General features: G+C 65.1%; 17 protein-coding genes. 8 read left to right on the top strand and 9 right to left on the bottom strand.

Going from position 1 to position 18,644, the window contains the following annotated elements:
- Positions 1-313 precede the first annotated feature (313 nt).
- A complete protein-coding gene (locus tag ACQI5H_RS08595) occupies positions 314-922 on the top strand; it encodes an LGFP repeat-containing protein (protein ID WP_427078971.1) in 609 nt (202 codons plus the stop codon).
- Between the two features lie 436 nt (positions 923-1,358).
- On the opposite strand, the gene ACQI5H_RS08590 is transcribed toward ACQI5H_RS08595, so the two are convergent.
- The 7 genes from ACQI5H_RS08590 to ACQI5H_RS08560 form a co-directional block, all read right to left on the bottom strand.
- Positions 1,359-2,222: an SMP-30/gluconolactonase/LRE family protein gene (locus ACQI5H_RS08590; RefSeq protein ID WP_427078970.1), complete on the bottom strand. Its 864-nt coding sequence runs from the start codon at positions 2,220-2,222 to the stop codon at positions 1,359-1,361.
- Between the two features lie 196 nt (positions 2,223-2,418).
- Entirely contained in the window at positions 2,419-4,212 is a 1,794-nt protein-coding gene (gene ngg / locus ACQI5H_RS08585; protein ID WP_427078969.1) for an N-acetylglutaminylglutamine synthetase, read from the bottom strand.
- Complete coding sequence (locus ACQI5H_RS08580; protein WP_427078968.1) at positions 4,209-6,014, bottom strand: N-acetylglutaminylglutamine amidotransferase; 1,806 nt, start codon at positions 6,012-6,014, stop codon at positions 4,209-4,211. The genes ngg and ACQI5H_RS08580 overlap by 4 nt, the downstream gene beginning before the upstream one ends.
- A 48-nt stretch (positions 6,015-6,062) precedes the next feature.
- Positions 6,063-6,740 carry a nitroreductase family protein gene (locus tag ACQI5H_RS08575; RefSeq protein WP_427078967.1) on the bottom strand — a complete coding sequence of 226 codons (678 nt, stop codon included), beginning with the start codon at positions 6,738-6,740 and terminating at the stop codon, positions 6,063-6,065.
- 31 nt (positions 6,741-6,771) lie between these two features.
- Positions 6,772-7,485, bottom strand: coding sequence for a 2OG-Fe(II) oxygenase (locus ACQI5H_RS08570; protein WP_427078966.1), 714 nt, complete (start codon positions 7,483-7,485; stop codon positions 6,772-6,774).
- The gene (locus ACQI5H_RS08565) at positions 7,485-7,997 is read right to left on the bottom strand and encodes a methylated-DNA--[protein]-cysteine S-methyltransferase (RefSeq protein WP_427078965.1); all 513 of its coding nucleotides are present in this window, start codon (positions 7,995-7,997) and stop codon (positions 7,485-7,487) included. Before ACQI5H_RS08565 ends, ACQI5H_RS08570 begins: the two co-directional genes overlap by 1 nt.
- A gap of 53 nt (positions 7,998-8,050) precedes the next feature.
- Positions 8,051-8,725, bottom strand: a complete 675-nt coding sequence (locus ACQI5H_RS08560) for an alpha/beta hydrolase family protein (RefSeq protein WP_427079119.1) — start codon at positions 8,723-8,725, stop codon at positions 8,051-8,053.
- Between the two features lie 135 nt (positions 8,726-8,860).
- On the opposite strand from ACQI5H_RS08560, the gene ACQI5H_RS08555 reads away from it, so the two are divergent.
- From ACQI5H_RS08555 to ACQI5H_RS08530, 6 genes are all read left to right on the top strand, one after another.
- Positions 8,861-9,367 (top strand): RNA polymerase sigma factor, encoded by a 507-nt coding sequence (locus ACQI5H_RS08555; RefSeq protein ID WP_427078964.1) that lies wholly within the window; start codon positions 8,861-8,863, stop codon positions 9,365-9,367.
- The gene (locus tag ACQI5H_RS08550) at positions 9,364-9,963 is read left to right on the top strand and encodes a methylated-DNA--[protein]-cysteine S-methyltransferase (protein WP_427078963.1); all 600 of its coding nucleotides are present in this window, start codon (positions 9,364-9,366) and stop codon (positions 9,961-9,963) included. The genes ACQI5H_RS08555 and ACQI5H_RS08550 overlap by 4 nt, the downstream gene beginning before the upstream one ends.
- Before the next feature lie 89 nt (positions 9,964-10,052).
- Entirely contained in the window at positions 10,053-10,994 is a 942-nt protein-coding gene (locus tag ACQI5H_RS08545) for an alpha/beta hydrolase (protein ID WP_427078962.1), read from the top strand.
- Between the two features lie 122 nt (positions 10,995-11,116).
- Entirely contained in the window at positions 11,117-11,725 is a 609-nt protein-coding gene (locus ACQI5H_RS08540) for a TetR/AcrR family transcriptional regulator (protein ID WP_076058626.1), read from the top strand.
- Positions 11,726-11,990: 265 nt separating this feature from the next.
- On the top strand, positions 11,991-12,407 hold the full coding sequence (locus ACQI5H_RS08535; RefSeq protein WP_427079118.1) for an MmpS family transport accessory protein: 417 nt from the start codon (positions 11,991-11,993) through the stop codon (positions 12,405-12,407).
- The gene (locus tag ACQI5H_RS08530) at positions 12,404-15,310 is read left to right on the top strand and encodes an RND family transporter (RefSeq protein WP_427078961.1); all 2,907 of its coding nucleotides are present in this window, start codon (positions 12,404-12,406) and stop codon (positions 15,308-15,310) included. Before ACQI5H_RS08535 ends, ACQI5H_RS08530 begins: the two co-directional genes overlap by 4 nt.
- 6 nt (positions 15,311-15,316) lie before the next feature.
- On the opposite strand, the gene ACQI5H_RS08525 is transcribed toward ACQI5H_RS08530, so the two are convergent.
- Positions 15,317-16,099, bottom strand: a complete 783-nt coding sequence (locus ACQI5H_RS08525; protein ID WP_427078960.1) for an SDR family oxidoreductase — start codon at positions 16,097-16,099, stop codon at positions 15,317-15,319.
- A gap of 108 nt (positions 16,100-16,207) precedes the next feature.
- Here ACQI5H_RS08525 and ACQI5H_RS08520 point away from each other — a divergent pair, with 108 nt between their 5' ends.
- The gene (locus ACQI5H_RS08520) at positions 16,208-17,674 is read left to right on the top strand and encodes a multicopper oxidase family protein (RefSeq protein ID WP_427078959.1); all 1,467 of its coding nucleotides are present in this window, start codon (positions 16,208-16,210) and stop codon (positions 17,672-17,674) included.
- Here ACQI5H_RS08520 and ACQI5H_RS08515 read toward each other — a convergent pair.
- The gene (locus ACQI5H_RS08515; protein ID WP_427078958.1) at positions 17,671-18,558 is read right to left on the bottom strand and encodes a universal stress protein; all 888 of its coding nucleotides are present in this window, start codon (positions 18,556-18,558) and stop codon (positions 17,671-17,673) included. The two genes, ACQI5H_RS08520 and ACQI5H_RS08515, sit on opposite strands and share 4 nt — an antisense overlap.
- Positions 18,559-18,644: the final 86 nt, after the last annotated feature.

Here is an 18,644-nt window from a genome sequence, read left to right as displayed (position 1 = left end):
CCCTTCGTGAGGTGCCGGCTGTCGAAAAGGCGGCAGCCGATTCACAGGTGAGGTCTATCCAAAGCTCGGAACTTCAAACCATCGATGCGATGTCGCGGAGCGAGCCCGACCGAGCCCATGGTGGATTTCATCGAGCACCGGCGATCCCTGCTCAGGTGCTATGCCGCGCCGGCTATGTCCGCGTCGTAAGGTCGTTCGGAGCTACGACGACCGCGGCCGCCTGCGCCACTCAAGTGGTTCGGTTGTGGTCCGGGGCCGGACGGGAAGGTCAGCCGCAACTTGACCCACACCACGGAAGACGGGGAGGAAGCCCATGACAACGATCGCATACCGCCACCCGGCAGTCGTCGGCCTGGCCGCCGTCGCGCTGATCATCGTCGGCTGCAGCACTGGCCAGGGCGTCGACGCGTCGCCACCGTCTCAGGTCGGGGCGAACGCCACGTCCACGTCTAAAACCCCGGCGCCGCCCACCGAGGTGAAGCTGATCGGGGAGAGCGACGTCCAGGTGACGCTGACCGGCCCGATCGCTGCCAAGTACTCGTCGGCAACCGAGGATCAGAAGAAGGCTCTCGGCAAGCCGCTAACGGGTGACCGCAACGCCGGAACACGGGACAGCGGCGTGGTGTTCCAGCAGTTCCAGGGCGGCGCGATCACCGCCAAGAACGGCGCGGCCGGCACGCCCGCATACATCACCGTGGGCAAGATCCGGGAGGCCTGGAATGTCCCACGCGACCCTAACGGCGTGCCAGCGGTCACCGGCACTAACGGTTCGGCAGGTCCGCTGGGCTTGCCCACCAGCGACGCGAACGCCGTCGGCGATCTGGTCGTCTCGAACTTCGAGCACGGCAAGATCGAGTACAACCCGAAGACCGGCCAGGTCGAGGTGACGGTGAACGGCAAGGTCGTACCGTCCGGGCTGTAGCCCGAATCAGGCATTCATCAAACTGCATCGTGGGTCTGATACGCGATGCGATCGCGCATGAGCATCTTCGCGAACACTCGTTTCCACGTAGTCGGGGGATCTGGCTCGGCGGCCACAGTCTCCGGCTGACTTGACATAATGTCGCTTATCGGTAAAAGGACGCCCAGGTGCATTTGGTTGAAAGAACTCGCATCCCTGGTTGATCGGATACGCCGGTTCAGTGCAACCCTGCCCCGGACCCGTCGCGGGCACGCGCGGTGCCGAGGGAATTCTCACAGTAGCGTGGATGGTTCGGACGTTACGCGACGCCTTGTAGGTGTCGGCAATCCGTGGAGCCGCCAGTCGGCCACCCGTCCCCGCTCCTGCCGCACCACCAGCAATACGTCACGGTGACGAAATGCCCTGGCCCGCAGGCCTATTGGCGATACCGTGAATCTCAGCCTGCCCTCGGGACAGGCGCCTCGGTGACGAATATCTTGGCGGACCGGCGGGCCTGCACCGCCTGCAGCTGGTCGACGCCCTCGAATTCGTTGCAGAGCAGGAACAGGTGCCGGCCGTCGGGACCGCCAAGGGTGCACGCGAAGCAAGGCAGCTCGGTCTCGACGCGGTGGGTGATCTCGCCGCCGTCGAGCACCCGGACGCACGCGCCGGCGGGAGCGTCCGGATCGCCCGTATGCGAAAAAACGTCGGCGGTCTGGGACCAGATCGCCGACTCGGCGTCGATGCAGATGCCGTCCGGGCCCAGCCCCTCGGCCCAGACCCGACGGCCGGACAATGAACCGTCCTCGTGAATATCGAACGCGCTCAACCGCCCAGCGAACGACTCGGCGATTACCAGGGTGGAGCCGTCGGGCGTAACGACCATGCCGTTGGGAAACTCGATGTCACCCGCGACCTGACGGTAGGTCCCGTCGGGCGCGACCAGGTTGATCCAGCCCGGCTCGGGCGTGCCGCCGCCGACGAAGTCGAAATCGAAGCCGTTGACATACATGTGGCCGCGCGGGTCCATCACGATCTCGTTGCCGCCCCGCTCGCAATGTGTCGCCAGCGCACCATTCGGTTCGTGCCGAGTCACCAACGGACCGGTCGTGATCAGACGCCCGTCGGGCAGCCAATCGATCGACCAGCCCATCTGGCGCGGACCCGGGGCCATCACCTCCGCCGTACCGTCCATGTCGACCGCGACGACCTCGCCCACACCCCAGTGAGCGAACCACAATCGGCCCTCGTGCCACCGGGCTGACTCGACCATCACCAGGCCGGCAAGCAGAGTGCGGACTGGGGGCAGGTGCTCGACCATGAGGCCATATCGTAGTAGTCGCGCGACGACTCCCCCGACGCTGGCCGTTTCTCACTTGGAGACATCGATCTCAATTCGTCAGTGTGACGAATTATGTTGTGGCTCAGCGGATTTTCCCCGGGACGTCCGGCCAGCACTACCCTACTGAATCGTCACAGTGATGAATTCGATTGGTGCGCACGCCAATACAAACAGGTCAGTCGCGCGGGTGCTGCGCCTCTTCGGGAGTCCAGGCGAGCGGATTGCCCGGCTGACTGGGAAAGAGGTAGTCGAGAAAGGCCGCGGCCGTGGGCTGTGGTTCGTGGTTGGCCAGCCCCGGTCGCTCGTTGGCTTCGATGAAGGCGTATTCCGTGCCGGCAACATCAGGCACGATGAGGTCGATGCCGGTCACCGGGATACCGATCGCCGCGGCGGCCGCCACCCCGACATGGCACAATTCCGGGTTCACCTGGGCGGTGACATCGTGAATCGTGCCGCCCTGATGCAGGTTGGCGGTATGGCGAACGCGAAGTCGCGTTCCCTTGGGTAGCACATCGTCGAGCGTCCAACCGGCTTCGACGACCGTCGCCTCGGTGACCTCGTCGAGGGGAATCCGAGATTCACCGCCGGTGGCCGCGGATCGCCGTCGACTCTCGGCTGCGATCAAGTCCCGCACGGTGTGGTCACCCGTGCCGATGATTTCGGGCGGCATCCGCAGCGCGGCGGCGATCACCCGGCCGTCGATCACCACCAACCGGAGATCATTGCCCGATACCCGCTCCTCGATCAGCACCTCGTGGTATTCCGCTTGCGCCCTTCTCAATGCTGCGCTGAGCTCATCGGGGCCATCTTCGGTAGTGATGCCGACGGTGATGCCGTTGCCTTGCTCGCCGCGCGTCGGCTTGACGACGACCTCCCCAACTTCGGTCACAAAGTCGAAGTCGCTCTTGTCGAACGTGGCCAGCCGGGCGCGAGGCACCGTGATGCCCACTTCGGAGACAAGGCGTCGCGTCAAACGCTTGTCGTCGCAACGGGACATCGCGATTGCCGACGTGAACTCCGACAGCGATTCGCGGGTGATAACGGTGCGGCCGCCGTGCGCGAGTCGCATCTCGCCGGTTTCTGCATCGAGGACCTCTACCCAGATGCCGCGGCGCAGCGCCTCGTCGGCGATGATCCGGGCGTAGGGATTGAGGTCTTCGACAGTCTCGGGTGGCGGGGTGAACAGAGGTTCGTTGATCGCGTTCTTCCGCTTGATGGCCAGCACCGGAACTCGTCGAAAGCCCAGCTTCTCGTAAAGGGCAATGGCGCCGGCATTGTCGTGCGCCACCGACAGATCCAGATAGGCGCGCCCCTTCCTGCGGAAGTGCTCGGCCAAAGCCCGGGTCAGGGCTTCACCTATTCCGGGAAGTGCCGCGGCAGGGTCGACGGCCAGTGTCCACAGGCTGGATCCTCGCTCCGGATCTTTGAACAGCAACTCGTGGTCGACCCCGGTGACGGTGCCCACCACCGCGCCGTCGTTGTCGCGCACCGCGAGTAGATATGTCACCGCCTCCACGTGTTGGTGGTTGTCCCAGATCGTTTCGACCGGCGCGGGAACCATTCCGCAGCGCACGAATACGCGGTTCATCGCGTCGGCATCGTCCGGGTCGTTCAGCGTCCGTACGGTCACGCCGAGCGGTGAGGGTGTCAAGTCTTGCTGATCGGATTCGCCGAAGCGCAGCCGATAGGTGTGGCTGGGGTCGATAAAGAGCTCGCTCGGGGATCCGGCGACCACCACGTGGGACTCGTGGGCATAGATGCAGATGTCCCGCCGCCCGGGCGCTTCCCGTCGCAACGTCTCGGTCAGCTTGCCCGCGTCGACGAAAGTCTGACCGAAAATCAGCCGCCCCCAGCCCAATTCGAGCTCGACGTCCTCGGCCATGGCCTTCGCCAGGTGGTCCGGCGACGCGTCGTGCAGGCTGAGTGTGATCGCCTCGGGATTCTCCTCGGACGGTTCGATGGCGGTCACGCCGCTGATCCCGTCACACCGTGGCGCTGCAACCAGAGTTCGAGCAATGCGATCTGCCAGAGTTCATTGCCGCGCAGTGGGGTCAGCTTGCCGTTGGGGTCGGCCAGGAGCGCATCGACCGCGTCGGTGTCGAACAGCCCGCGTTCTTTGGCCTCCGGTGAATAGAGTGCATTGCGAACCAAATCGAGGTACGGGCCTTCCAAGTGAGTCAGGGCGGGCACCGGGAAATAACCCTTGGGCCGATCGATGACTTCCGACGGGATTACCCGCCGCGCGGCCTCTTTGAGGACTCCTTTGCCGCCTTGAGCGATCTTCAACTCCGGGGGGCAGGTCGCCGCGAGCTCGACCAGCTCATGGTCGAGGAAGGGAACCCGGCCCTCCAACCCCCAGGCCATCGTCATGTTGTCCACTCGCTTGACCGGGTCGTCCACCAACATCACGGTCGTGTCGAGCCGGAGCGCACGGTCGACGCCGGTGTCAGCATTGGCCTGCGCGAAATGCTCGGTGACGAAGCGCACGCTGGGATCGCCCGGGGCCGCGTTGCCCGGCCCGAGAAGCGCCGCAACGCCTTCCGCGTCGCGATCGAAGAAGGCGCCGCGATATTGCGCGACCGCACCCTCCAGGGTGGCCGCGGCGGGCGACCGCATCGGCGGGTACCAGTGATAGCCGGCGAACACCTCGTCGGCGCCCTGACCCGACTGGACGACCTTGACATGACGCGACACTTCCTGGCTGAGCAGGTAGAAGGCGACGCAGTCGTGGCTGACCATGGGCTCGCTCATCGCGGCGATCGCCCCGTCGAGCGCGGGCAGCATGCGGTCCGTCTCGATGCGGATCTGATGATGGTCGGTGCCGAAACGTTCGGCGATGATGTCCGACCAGCGGAATTCGTCGCCCGCGACGCCGCCTGCGGATTCGAAGCCGATGGAAAAGGTGGACAGGCCGTGCTGCCCGGCTTCGGCGAGCAGCCCGACGATCAGGCTGGAGTCGACACCGCCGGACAGCAGGCAGCCGACCGGCACGTCAGCGACGAGGCGGCGCTTGACCGCAACGCGCAGGGAGGACAGCACGGCGTCCTCCCAGTCGCGTTCGGACCAGTGCGCGCGGTCTGCGCTCCTTGTGAATTCCGGTGTCCAGTACGTGGTGGTGGTGCGTTTACCGTCGGGCTCGATGGCAACGAGCGACCCGGGCGGGACCTTGCGAACTCCACGCAGGATGGTCAGCGGTGCGGGCACGACGGAGTGAAACGTCATGTAGTGGTGCAGCGCGACGGGGTCGATCCTGGTGTCTACGCCACCCCCGGCAAGCAAGGCCGGCAACGTCGACGCGAAGCGGATCCGGTGACTGTCTTCGGTCAGGTACAGGGGCTTGATACCGAGCCGGTCGCGACCTAACAACACCCGGCCGCTGTCTCGTTCGACGATGGCGAACGCGAACATCCCCATCAGACGGCTGACGAAGTCGTCGCCCCAGCGGTGGTAGGCCTTGAGCAGCACCTCGGTGTCGCTGTGGGAAAAGAAGCGGTAGCCGTGGCCCTCGAGCTCGCGGCGGAGCTCCTTGTAGTTGTAGATGCAGCCGTTCCAGGCAAGCGCCAGGCCGAGGTCGGAATCGACCATAGGTTGGGCGCCGTGCTCGGTCAGATCGATGATTCTGAGGCGACGATGACCAAGGGCAACCCGTCCCTGTGACCAGGCACCCGCCCCGTCCGGCCCTCGCGGCGCCATGACCTCAGCCATCGCTGCTACCGCCGCTACATCTGGGACGCGGCCGTCGAGTCGCACCTCACCGGTGGCTCCACACATCCGTTCCAGCGTACCGAGAGCCATTCCGGCGCGCGCACGGCGCCTTGTTCAGCAAGTTGTTCGGCAAGCAAAGGGCGGACCGTCGAAGCGCTCGCGGGTAGCGAACTCGGCGACGGGCCGTCGCCGCAGCTTCGTCACTTCGCGCACCGGTTTGCCCAACGGCAGGATCGCGGCGATCGCGAACGTGTCGGGCACACCGAGAAGTTCTTTGACGCGTGGCTCCTCGGCCACCGCCATTGTTGTGAGCACGCCGCCGTAGCCCTCGTTGCGCGCGGCCAGCAACACGTTCCACACGAACGGGTACACCGACGCCCCGGGTACCACGGCGATACGATCGAGATCTTGATCGGTTGCGGCGACGACGGCGAGATCCAGGCAGATCACCAGCGCCACGGGCGCTTCGCGCATCGGGGCCGACATCTGCGGCGGCGGCTCGGTCGCCTCGATCGTTGATCGGTCTACGGCACTGGGCTGCAACGGATTCCACGGTGACTCGCCCTTGGCGAGCTGCGCGGTGTAACGGCGTGCGGCGGTAAGCCCGAGGTCCGCCAACGCCGCCCGGGTGTGCTGATCGCGAAGCACGACGACGCGCACGCCCTGGCGATTACCGCCCGTCGGCGCGAATCGTGCGCTGTCGAGTATCCGTTCGAGAATGTCGTCGGGAAGCGGTGCGTCGGTGAATTCGCGGACGGCGGGCGTGGTGCGCATGACGTCGTAAAGCTCCATGAGCATCATGGTGCCCGAAGCGAAACGGCTTTCAGGCGGCGTCGTGAAAGATCAACCCGAGGGTGTAGCGCTCGCCGGAGCGGACCGCCGACACTCCGTGGCGGACCGGGGCGGCCGACCATCCCCGGGTCGAGCGGACCGGTCGTTCTCTGGTGGTGAAGATGTAGCCGTGTCCGTGCGGCAGCGTGGTGGCCGTGCCGCGTGACTGCGCCCGGGGCCTCTGCTCGACGAGCAGGAATTCGCCACCCGTGTGTGTCGCGCCCGGCTCGCTGAGGTTGATGACGACCTGCAGCGGAAACACCAGGTCTCCGTAGAGGTCTCGGTGCAGGGCGTTCCAGTCCCCCGGACCGTACTTGAGCATCAGCGCGGTGGGCTTGGTTTGGCCGGCGCGATGGCACATTGCCAGCCATTCGTCGAGAGTGTCGGGCCACGGGGCCTCGCGGCGCAGTTTGGTCCACCAATCGCGGGCGATCGGCAGCAGCCGGGGGTAAAGAGCTTGCTTCAGCGCTTCGATCGGGTGTGGGTAGGGCTGATTGAAGTAGCGGTATTCGCCTTGCCCGTAGCGGTGACGACCCATGTCGATCGTCGCGCGAAACAGCCCGTCGTCGGGATAGAGATCTCGGACCTTCCCACACTCGCGTGCGGTGAGCAGCCGTGGGAGCAGTGCGCCGCCGACATCGTCCATCTCCGCGGCGACCGCGTCCCAGTCGGCGGCATCGACGCGCCGGCGCCACGTCGACGGCATCAAAACAACCTGCCGGCCGCCGCGGGCACCGGCTCCTCGAGGTCCAGCAGGAATCGCTTGCGCTTCAGGCCGCCAGCGTAACCGGTTAGGGCGCCGTTCTTTCCGACGACGCGGTGGCAGGGCACGACGATGCTGACGGGGTTGCGCCCCACGGCTTGGCCGACGTCGTATGCGGTGGTGCCGTCCGCCAATTTGGCAGCCAGCTCGCCGTAGGTGGTGGTGTGGCCGTAGGCGATGTCGGGGAGCAGATCCCAGATTCGCCGGTCGCTCGGGTCGCCGGTCAGTACGACCGGAAGATCGAATTCGGTGCGCTTCCCGGCGAGGTACTCGTCGAGCTGCTTTTGGGTGCGATCGAACAACTCGTCGGCGGTTGCCTCGACGTAGCTGCCCAGTGTGTCTGCCGTGGGCGGGTGCCAGTGATGCCTGAAATACACGCCGGTCAGGGCGTCGCCGGTGGCGACGAGTGTCAACTCGCCCAGTGGGCTGTCGATCACCGTGTGTCGTGTGGTCATCGTTTTCCCTCCTTTCTGGGTAAACGACGACCGAGCCGGAAGCGTGAGACCGATCAACGGCCGAGTATCGCTGCGATCCGAGCGGCGACCTCGCCGGCCACCTGCTGGGCCGCTCCGCCCTTCGCCGGCTCGTAGCGATCGGCGAGCGCGTCGTACACGGCGCCGGCGATCGACCCATGATCGGCTTGCAACTCCACCAAATCCACCGGCCAGCCGATGTGTTGGAGGCCGTTGGCGAAGGCCTTGCTCGCTGCCGCCGGCACCGCCTCGTCCGCGAGACCGTGCAACAAAGTGAATGGCGCGCCGACACGCGCAGAAGGAAGTGCCTCGGTGAGGGTCCGACCCGAAATGGGATCGGGGACCATGAAAGCGCCCGCGAGGCAAACCGTATGGGCGACAACGATTTCGAAGCGTTCGTAGTCGAGCGCCAGGCCCGCCGCGGCCGCGCCTCCCAGAGACCAGCCGACGAGCACGATGCCGCCCGTGTCGCTGGCCCGCTGTCGGACGAAGTCAACCGATCGCACGAGGTCCGCGCGCCCGCCGTCGTGAGCATGGGAGTTCCAATCCGGGACGACCACGCCGACGCCGTGGCCGGCGAGCAAACCCGCAAGGGGCCGTACGACAGTGCGCGCATCGGACTGCATGCCGTGCCACAGCAAGACGGCAGGTTGCGTCGCGTCGCCGTAAACATCGACTAACCGTCCCGGGGCGTACTCGACCGTCTGCACGGACACCAGGGTGCCCAGGCGCCGGGGATCCAATCGTTTCTCACATTCCATGGCGCGCCGACGTCTTCATAGTTGAGTTGTTTAATCCGTACGGAGGAGCGCGAATGCATACCCGAGCCTGCCGGTGATGCCGGGGTGACGGCCCACCAGCATCCGAAGCCGCCGTTCGAGGCCGTTGTGACACGGCACGGCGCCACGGTGCTGCGCGTGGTCCGCGCGGTGGTCGGCCACAGCGATGCCGATGACGCATGGTCGGACACCTTCCTGGCCGCCCTGAAGGCCTACCCGCGGCTGCCGTCCGACGCAAACATCGAGGCGTGGCTGGTGACGATCGCGCATCGCAAGGCCATCGACATCACCCGCACAGCGTCACGCCGGGCCGTCCCGGTCGCCGACCCGCCCGATGTCCCCGCCCCCGACCGGGCAGATAGCCACGATCTCGACCTGGACACCGCGGTGGGCGCATTACCACCCAAACAGCGCCAGGCCGTTGCCTACCACTACCTGGCCGGCCTGCCCTATTCGGAGATCGCGCTGATCCTCGACAGCAGCGAGGCCGCCGCCCGGCGCGCCGCCGCCGACGGGATCGCCACACTCCGACGCACCTATCCGCTTCTCGACAACACAAGGGAAAATCAATGACCACACCAAGCCTGTCCCGGCACTTCCCCGTTGACCCGGCCCATCTCAAGCGGCTGCACGCGCGCCTGGAAAGGGACGCCCAGAACGGCGATCTACTCGACATCGCCTATCGCACAGTGGATTCCGCTCTTGGCCCACTGCTGTTGGCAGCGACCCCCCTCGGCTTGCTGCGCGTCGCGTTCGCCAACGAAAGCCGCGACGCCGTGCTGCAGAACCTCGCTGCCCGCGTCAGCCCGCGAGTGCTGGAGGCTCCCGCGCGGCTGGATCCGGTTGCGCGGCAACTCGAGGAATTCTTCGCCGGCCGGCGCCGGAGCTTCGAGGTTGCGCTGGACTGGACGCTGTCGCAAGGGTTTCGGCGCACGGTGCTGGAACGCCTCAACGCCGATATCGGCTACGGCACCACCACCAGCTATGCCACGCTGGCCCGGCTGTCCGGCTCCCCCAAGGCGGTGCGCGCCGTCGGCACCGCGTGCGCGACCAACCCGATCCCGATCGTCGTGCCGTGCCACCGGGTGATCCGCTCCGACGGAGCCGTCGGTGCGTACCGGGGCGGGCCCGACGCCAAGCGCGTTCTGCTCGACCTCGAGCGGCCCTGACGGCTTCGCCGGCGGTGGCGAATTCCTATATCGACACTGTTTCCGCTGTGTATGGTCAACGTGGCCTGGCACCGGAGCAGAGGGCACCCATGGCAAGCAGATCGTCCGGCAAACCGTTCACGTCACGACGGGCGTTGGATCCCGGCTTGCGCAAGGTGGCCCCCTTTTTGCCCCGTGGATATGCGCTGCACCGCGGCTACAGAGTCCAGCGGGCGCTCATGCTGCTGATGGGCAATGCGGGCCGACTCCGCAACGTACCGGTGGTCGCGGTCAACGCGCACGTCAAGGTCCGACTCCATCGCCCGCCGGGCCTTCCCGATCGGGCGCCGGCGCTGCTGTGGATCCACGGCGGGGGCACGATCATGGGGACCGCCGTCCAGGACGACAAGTACTGCCGCAAGCTGTCCCGCCTCACCGGTGTCGCGATCGCGGCGGTCGAATATCGACTCGCTCCCGAACACCCGTATCCCACACCGGTGGAAGACTGCTACACGGCGCTGCGGTGGCTGGCGCGCCAGCCATGGGTGGACCCCGATCGCGTCGCCGTCGGCGGAGCAAGTGCCGGTGGACATTTCGCGGCCGCGGTGGCACAGCGTGCGCACGATCGCGGCGACGTCAAACTCGCATACCAGATGCTCGTCTACCCGATGCTCGACGATCGCACGGGCACCACTCGCGATGGTCTGAAGCGCATCATGTGGACCGAATCCGACAACCAGTTGGCCTGGCGCTGGTACCTCGACGGCGCGGACCCGAATGAGGCGGTGCCGGCGCGCCGGGAAGATTTGGTCGGCCTGCCGCCGGCCTGGATCGGCGTCGGGACGCTGGACCTGTTCTATCAGGAGTGTCTGGAGTACGCGCGGCGCCTGCGCGAGGCGGGCGTGAGCGTGCACGAGGAGATCGTCCCGGGCGCGTTTCATGCATTCGACCAGATCGCGGACAAGGCTCCGATATCGGTGAACTTCTTCGCCAGCCAACGCGATCACCTGTGGTCCGCCCTCGCCGCGCCAACCGGAAACAGTTGTCTTTGAACGGTTTACGGTGGCATCGGCGGCTCGCCGTCCATGCCGTGCCGCGGGGCCGTCCGCGAGCCATTCGAATCCACTTTGCGCCAGTTGACTGCAAAGTGTGCAGAACGTGCAACTATAGGGTTATGACCAATCAGGTGGGTCTGCGTGAGCGCCGTCGCCGCCAGACCAGCGCGGACATCCGCGACGCCGCGGTGCGCCTGGCACAAGAACGCGGCTTCGACAAGGTGACCATCGAGGAGATCTGCGTCGAAGCCGGACTGTCGACGCGCACGTTCTTCAACTACTTCCCCAACAAGGAGTCCGCGATCGCCTATGGGCCCTCGGACCTCCCGCCCGAGCTGGCCGCGGACTTCGTCGCAGCCGGACCCGCCCCCTACTCGGTGGTGCTGGCAGAGCTGATCGCCCTGGCCGCGCACCATCTCCGTGACACGCCGCCCCGGCGCGAGCAGGCCACCGGCATGCTCGAACTCGCCAAGACCTCCCCCGCGGTGCTGGCGGCATTCCTGGCCGAGCTCGAACGGTTTCAGAACCAATTGACCGACATCATCGTCCGCCGCCAGGCGATGCGTCCCGACGACGAGATGGCCGCCCTGATCTCCGCGCTGGCGTTGACGGCCGTGCGTTCTGGCATCGAGAAGTGGGCAAGCGGGAAGCCGAAAGACCCCGACGACACGCCGATGCCCTATGTGGAGCGCGCCGCCGCGCTGGTCAACAGCATCTTCACGAAGTGATCTGAAACACCGCCCCTGATTGTTGCATGATGTGCAAGATATGCACATCATGTACTATGCTCTGGTTGCGGTACTCGAGGAGGCCTCCGCAATGCGAGGTGGGGGTCGAGGCGCAGGAATCACACCAATCGCCGAATTTCATTGCTGAGCGGTGTAAATCGCGCGCCCACCTGGCGACGATTCCGCGCGCGGGGAACGTTCTCGCCGACCACATCACCGTTGCGCGGTAAGGAAGGGAATCACCCAAGTGCAGACGTCAAAGGCTCTGCGAAACGCGTGGTTGCCGCTGTTGATCGTCGCGGTCGTGGTTGTCGGCGGCTTTGCGGTGGTCCGCGTCAAGTCGTTCTTCGGCGCCCACGACACCGGCGTTATGACAAGCCCGCGGCTCGATGATTCCAAGCCGTTCAAGCCCAAGGTCGTCAAGTACGAGGTCTTCGGTTCGGCAAGCCACGCAAACGTGAACTACCTGGATCTCAACGCCGACCCGACGCGCGTCGACGGCGCACCGCTTCCCTGGACGCTGGTCCTGAGCACCACCGCCCCCTCGGTCTTCCCGAACCTTTCAGCCCAAAGCGACGGCGACTACCTCGGGTGCCGCATCACCATCGACGACGAAGTCAAGGACGAGAAAACAGTCAACGGCGTTCACGCCCTGACCTTCTGCTTGGTGAAATCCGCATGAGCACAACCGCTGAAGACACGGCCGACACCCGCACCGACGCCATCCCCGTCGCCAAACACAAAGCGCGGCCGTCGATCCCGCGGATCATCCGAAAGTTCGCCATACCCATCATCCTGGGCTGGATCGCTCTCATCGGGGTTCTCAATGTAGCCGTGCCGCAGCTGGACGAGGTCGGCAAGATGCGCTCGGTGTCGATGGCTCCCGACGACGCCCAGTCCGTGATCGCGACCAAGCGCATGGGTGCGGTGTTCAACGAGTACAAGTCCAACAGCTCGGTGATGATCGTCCTGGAGGGCCAACAGCCGCTGGGCGCCGACGCCCACACCTACTACGACCAGATCGTCAAAAAGCTCGACGCCGACACGAAACACGTTGAGCACGTTCAGGATATGTGGAGCGACCCACTGACCGGGGCCGGTGCCCAGAGCAACGACGGCAAGGCCGCCTACGTTCAGGTCTACCTCGCCGGTAACCAGGGCGAAGCCTTGGCCAACGAATCGGTCGAGGCCGTGCAAGACATCGTCAAGAGCGTGCCCCCGCCTCACGGGGTCAAGGCCTACGTCACCGGGCCAGCGGCGCTGTCGGCGGATCAGCACATGGCCGGCGACCGCAGCCTGCAAGTCATCACAGCGGCCACGTTCACGGTGATCATCGCGATGCTGCTGCTGGTCTATCGATCGATCGTGACGGTGCTGCTCACGCTGGTGATGGTGGTGCTCGAGCTCTCGGCAGCGCGCGGAATGGTCGCTTTCCTCGGTTACTTCAAGATCATCGGACTCTCGACGTTCGCCACCAACCTGTTGGTCACCTTGGCGATCGCCGCGGCCACCGACTACGCGATCTTTCTGATCGGCCGATATCAGGAAGCCCGATCCCTCGGCGAGTCGCGAGAAGACGCCTACTACAACATGTTCGGCGGTACCGCACATGTCGTGCTGGGCTCGGGGTTGACTATCGCCGGCGCGACGTTCTGCCTGCATTTCACGAACCTGCCGTATTTCCAGACGCTGGGCATCCCATTGGCCATCGGCATGGTCGTCGTGGTGGCGGCGGCGTTGACGCTGGGCCCGGCGGTCATCTCGGTGGCAACCCGGTTCGGCAAGACGCTGGAACCCCGGAGAACGCAACGGATTCGCGGCTGGCGCAAGGTCGGCGCGCTCGTCGTCCGCTGGCCCGGACCAATCCTGGTGATGACGATCGGGGTGGCGCTCGTCGGCTTGTTGACCCTTCCCGGATACCGCACCAACTACAACGACCGCACCTACCTGCCCACCGACCTACCCGCCAACGAGGGATACGCGGCGGCGGATCGGCACTTCTCGCAGGCGCGGATGAATCCCGAGGTGCTGATGATCGAAAGCGATCACGATCTGCGCAACTCGGCGGACTTTCTGGTCATCGACAAGATTGCCAAGTCGGTCTTCCGGCTGCCGGGAATCGGTCGCGTGCAAGCCATTACACGGCCGCAGGGTACGCCGATCGAGCACACCTCGATCCCCTTTCAGATCAGCATGCAGGGCGTCACCCAGCAGATGAACCAGAAGTATCAGGCGGACCAGATGGCCGACATGCTCCGCCAGGCCGACATGATGCAGTCGACCATCGACAGCATGGTCAAAATGCAGAGCATCACCGTGCAGATGTCCAACGATATGCATGTGATGGTGCAAAAGATGCACGACATGACTATCGACATCGAAGACTTACGGAACAAGATGGCCGATTTCGAGGACTTCTTCCGGCCCATCCGTAGCTACTTCTACTGGGAAAAGCATTGCTACGACATCCCGGTGTGCTGGTCGCTGCGCTCGGTCTTCGACGCCCTCGACGGCATCGACACGATGACCGACGACATCCAGAGTCTGCTGCCCGTCATGGATCACCTCGACACGCTGATGCCGCAGATGGTGGCGCTGATGCCCTCGATGATCGACAACATGAAGGCCATGAAAACCACGATGCTGACCATGTATTCGACCCAGAAGGGTCTGCAGGATCAGCAGAACGAGGCGCAGAAGAACTCCAATGCCATGGGCAAGGCTTTCGACGCGTCCAAGAACGACGATTCGTTCTACCTGCCCCCTGAGACGTTCAACAATGCCGAGTTCAAGAAGGGCATGAAGAACTTCCTCTCCCCCGACGGCCACGCCGTTCGTTTCATCATCAGCCATGACGGCGATCCGATGTCGCAGGAAGGCATTTCGCACATCGGTGCCATCAAGAAGGCCGCCTACGAGGCGCTCAAGGGCACGCCGTTGGAGGGCTCGAAGATCTACCTCGCGGGCACCGCGTCGATGTACAAGGACCTCAGTGACGGCAACACCTACGATCTGTTGATCGCCGGAATCGCCTCGCTGTGCCTGATTTTCATCATCATGCTCATCATCACGCGAGGCGTGGTGGCGTCGGCGGTCATCGTGGGCACGGTCCTGCTCTCGCTCGGCGCGTCGTTCGGGCTGTCGGTGCTGATCTGGCAACACCTGATCGGGATTGAGCTGCACTGGATGGTGCTCGCGATGTCGGTCATCATCCTGCTCGCCGTGGGCGCCGACTACAACCTGCTATTGGTGGCGCGGTTCAAGGAGGAGATCCACGCCGGGCTGAACACCGGCATCATCCGATCGATGGGCGGCACCGGTTCGGTTGTCACCTCGGCGGGGCTGGTGTTCGCCTTCACGATGATGACCATGGCGGTCAGTGAGCTCACCGTCATCGGACAGGTCGGCACCACCATCGGCCTCGGCCTGCTCTTCGACACGCTGATCGTCCGGTCGCTGATGACGCCGTCCATTGCCGCACTGCTGGGCAAGTGGTTCTGGTGGCCGCAGCGCGTCCGCCAACGCCCGGTCCCGTCACCCTGGCCCACCCCGGCCAAGAAAGAAGAATCCCTGACCAACGCCTGACGCGGGCTAGGTGACCCACTCCGGCTGTTCGGCCACGTCGATGGCGGAGAAGTCCTTGTGGCCCAGGCCGGCCATCGTGCCCCCGTCGACGACGAACTCCGATCCGGTCGAGTAGCTGGATTCGTCACTGGCCAGATAGACCACGAGGTTGGAGACCTCCGCGGGCTCCGCGGCGCGGCCCAATGCGCTTTGGAATATGTCGTCGGGAACCCATTGCGTCATCGGTGTCTTGATGAGCCCGGGGTGAATCGAGTTGACCCGGATGCCGTTGAGCCCCAATTCCATTGCTGCGGACTTCGTCAGCCCGCGGACACCGAACTTGCTCGCCGTGTAACCGTGGCAGGCCATGGTGCCGGCCATTCCCTCGATCGAGGAGATGTTGATGATCGATCCGCGGCCCGCTTCCTTCATCGGTTTCACCACCGCGCGGATGCCGAGGAACACCCCGGTCAGGTTCACGTCGAGGATCTTTTGCCACTCGGAGAGCTCGTAGTCCTCGAAGGTGCCGACGTTGAGGATGCCCGCATTGTTCACCAGCACGTCGATGCCGCCGAACTCACCGAGAGCGGTGTCCACAGCCGCCTCCCATTGCTCGGGCTTGGTGACGTCGAGGTGCACGTAGCGGACAGCGTCACCGAGTTCGGCCGCGACGGCCTTGCCCTCGTCGTCCAGGATGTCGCCGAACACCACCCTCGCGCCCTCGGCCGTCATCGCGCGCACGTGCGAGGCGCCCATCCCCCGTGCACCGCCACTGACGAGTGCGACCTTGCCCGCCAACCGTTCTGCCACTTCGATTCTCCTGTCGTGTCGGTACTCGCACCATACATATGCGTATTGGTGTATGGCCAGGGTCTCGTCGCGGGCGCCCGGTGGCCGTGATGCGCTACCGTTTGAGCTGTGCTGGACCGGCGCGGCTTCCTGAAGCGCGGCGCAGCCGCGGCGCTGCTTGCGGCCACCGGTTCAGCGACCGCGGCGGCAGGATGCGGCCGGCAAGGCCCGCCCGAAAAAGCCGATTACACGCTTCGCATCGGACAGGGTCCGGTGGAGCTGGCGCCCGACCGGGTGGTGTCAACCACCCTCTACAACGGCCAGTTCCCCGGACCGCTGCTGCGGCTCACCGAAGGTAGGGCCGTGGTGGTCGACGTCCACAACGACAGCGACACCCCCGAACAACTGCACTGGCATGGCCAGACACTGCCCGTCGACGTCGACGGCTCCGCCGAGGAAGGCACCCCGTATATCCCGGCGCACGGGATGCGCCGGCTGTCCTTCACCCCGGGTCCTTCGGGGTTCCGCTTCTACCACACCCATCTCGTCCCTGGAGCGGACCTGAGCCTGGGCCAGTACAACGGGTTGGTCGGGCCGGTGTACATCGAACCGAAATACAATCCCGGCGCCTACGACCAAGAAGTATTTCTCACCCTCAAGGAGTTCGAGCCCGCCTTCAGCAGGGGCGGTGATATGGCCACCAATTTCCTGGCCGGCCAACCGATCCCGGAGCTGCGCGACAAGGGTGAGGCGGAGATGGGCGCGTCCCTGGCGTCCGGAAAGCCGCATGGATTCGAAGTCGGCTATCGCGCGTTCGCGATCAATGGCCGCATGCTCGGCCACGGCGAACCGATCAAAGTCACGCAGGGCCAACGAGTGCTGCTGCATGTGCTCAACGCCAGCGCCACCGAAAACCGCAGCCTCGCGCTGCCCGGGCATACGTTCACCGTCGTGGCCCTCGACGGCAATCCCGTCCCCAAACCGGTTGCGGTGCCGGTACTGTGGCTCGGCGCAGCGGAACGGGTTTCGGCGATCGTGACCATGAGCAACCCTGGAAAATGGGTGCTTGGTGACTTGTCCGACGACGACCGCGGCAACGGCATGGGCACCGTCGTCGAATACGCGGGGAGCACCGGCGACCCCCAATGGGTGCCGCCGGCTCCGTTCACATGGGACTATCGGCTCTTCACTCAGCCGAGCGCGACGGCGGCCCCGCCCGACCACACGATCGAGCTGCTGATCGGTAAACGCAACGCGGACCACGACGGCTTCAACGTGTGGACGCTCAACGGCGCGTCATTCGATATGCGCACAGGCACACCGCAATTCGAGCTGAAGCTCGGTGCGCGATACCGGCTGCGGCTACGCAACGGAACCGACGACGTGCACCCCATCCACCTGCACCGGCACACCTTCGAAATCACCAACACCGCCGGGACTGCCACAGCTGGGCTGCGCAAAGACGTCGCCATGATCGGCGGCTATCAAGCCATCGACATCGACTTCACCGCCAACCAACCCGGCCTGTCCTTGCTGCACTGCCACCAACAGCTGCACATGGACTTCGGGTTCATGGCGCTACTGCACGCCGTTTAGCGCGTGTCGCGGACGACGATCACCGGCACCCTCGCCGATTGGGCGACCGCGGAGCTGACCGAACCCAGCAGCATGCCCCGGAACCCGCCGCGGCCGTGGCTACCGACCACCACCAGCTGAGCGTTCTCGGACTCCTGAAGCAACCATCGGGAAGGCTTGTCGCAGAACAGCAATCGATTCACGCGCACATCCGGGTACCGTTCTTGCCAGCCGGCGAGACGTTCGGCGAGCACCTCCTGCCCCTTCGTCTCGCTGTCGCGCCAGTCCATTCCGAGCATCGGGAACACCCCCACGTCACTCCACGCATGCAGCGCGACAAGGTCAACGCCTCGACGGGAGGCCTCATCAAATGCCAATTCAGTCGCCGGTTCCGAAGCGGGCGATCCGTCGACACCCAGTAGCACGGGCGCATTCGAATCGGGAGCCGCACCGTCATCGGTATGGATGACCGCGACCGGGCAGCAGGCATGATGAATCAGCCCGGCAGTGACCGACCCCAGCAGCAGGCGGCCCAGCGCTCCCATGCCCTGGCTGCCGACGACGATCATCCAGGCCTCCTTCGAGGCGTCGATGAGCGCCGGTAGAACACTGGAATACACAATCTTCGTGTGCATCTTGGGCGGCGTGGACCCGCCCACACTGGCGCTCACCGTCTTGCGGGCTTCATCGATGACATGCTGGCCGTTTTCCTGCTGCCACTCGGTCATGTCCGCATACATCTGCCCTACGGGCCACCCGACGACCACGGGAGGGATAGCGTGCATGACCGTGATCGGCAACTGGCGGAGGATGGCCTCGCGGGTGGCCCAGGCAGTGGCGGCGTGAGAGGCCGCAGATCCGTCGACGCAGACCAAGATTCCGTGCTTTGCTGTGCCCTCCGACATTTCGCACTCCTCGACGCCATCGGATCGGCCTATTCAGGGCATGACGTTATGCCTGATCTGCGCTTTTCGGAAGGGTCTATAGACCC

The organism is Mycobacterium heidelbergense (assembly GCF_050205645.1).
Taxonomy (GTDB): Bacteria; Actinomycetota; Actinomycetes; order Mycobacteriales; family Mycobacteriaceae; genus Mycobacterium; species Mycobacterium heidelbergense_A.
The sequence above is the reverse complement of the archived record's forward strand: the minus strand, read 5'-3'. Positions and strand labels throughout refer to the sequence as shown.

What these genes read in the sequence shown, in the direction of transcription:
- ACQI5H_RS08595 (WP_427078971.1), top strand. Translation starts at nt 314, where the DNA reads ATGACAACGATCGCATACCGCCACCCGGCAGTCGTCGGCCTGGCCGCC.
- ACQI5H_RS08590 (WP_427078970.1), bottom strand. Translation starts at nt 2,222, where the DNA reads ATGGTCGAGCACCTGCCCCCAGTCCGCACTCTGCTTGCCGGCCTGGTG.
- ACQI5H_RS08580 (WP_427078968.1), bottom strand. Translation starts at nt 6,014, where the DNA reads ATGTGTGGAGCCACCGGTGAGGTGCGACTCGACGGCCGCGTCCCAGAT.
- ACQI5H_RS08575 (WP_427078967.1), bottom strand. Translation starts at nt 6,740, where the DNA reads ATGGAGCTTTACGACGTCATGCGCACCACGCCCGCCGTCCGCGAATTC.
- ACQI5H_RS08570 (WP_427078966.1), bottom strand. Translation starts at nt 7,485, where the DNA reads ATGCCGTCGACGTGGCGCCGGCGCGTCGATGCCGCCGACTGGGACGCG.
- ACQI5H_RS08565 (WP_427078965.1), bottom strand. Translation starts at nt 7,997, where the DNA reads ATGACCACACGACACACGGTGATCGACAGCCCACTGGGCGAGTTGACA.
- ACQI5H_RS08550 (WP_427078963.1), top strand. Translation starts at nt 9,364, where the DNA reads ATGACCACACCAAGCCTGTCCCGGCACTTCCCCGTTGACCCGGCCCAT.
- ACQI5H_RS08545 (WP_427078962.1), top strand. Translation starts at nt 10,053, where the DNA reads ATGGCAAGCAGATCGTCCGGCAAACCGTTCACGTCACGACGGGCGTTG.
- ACQI5H_RS08540 (WP_076058626.1), top strand. Translation starts at nt 11,117, where the DNA reads ATGACCAATCAGGTGGGTCTGCGTGAGCGCCGTCGCCGCCAGACCAGC.
- ACQI5H_RS08530 (WP_427078961.1), top strand. Translation starts at nt 12,404, where the DNA reads ATGAGCACAACCGCTGAAGACACGGCCGACACCCGCACCGACGCCATC.
- ACQI5H_RS08515 (WP_427078958.1), bottom strand. Translation starts at nt 18,558, where the DNA reads ATGTCGGAGGGCACAGCAAAGCACGGAATCTTGGTCTGCGTCGACGGA.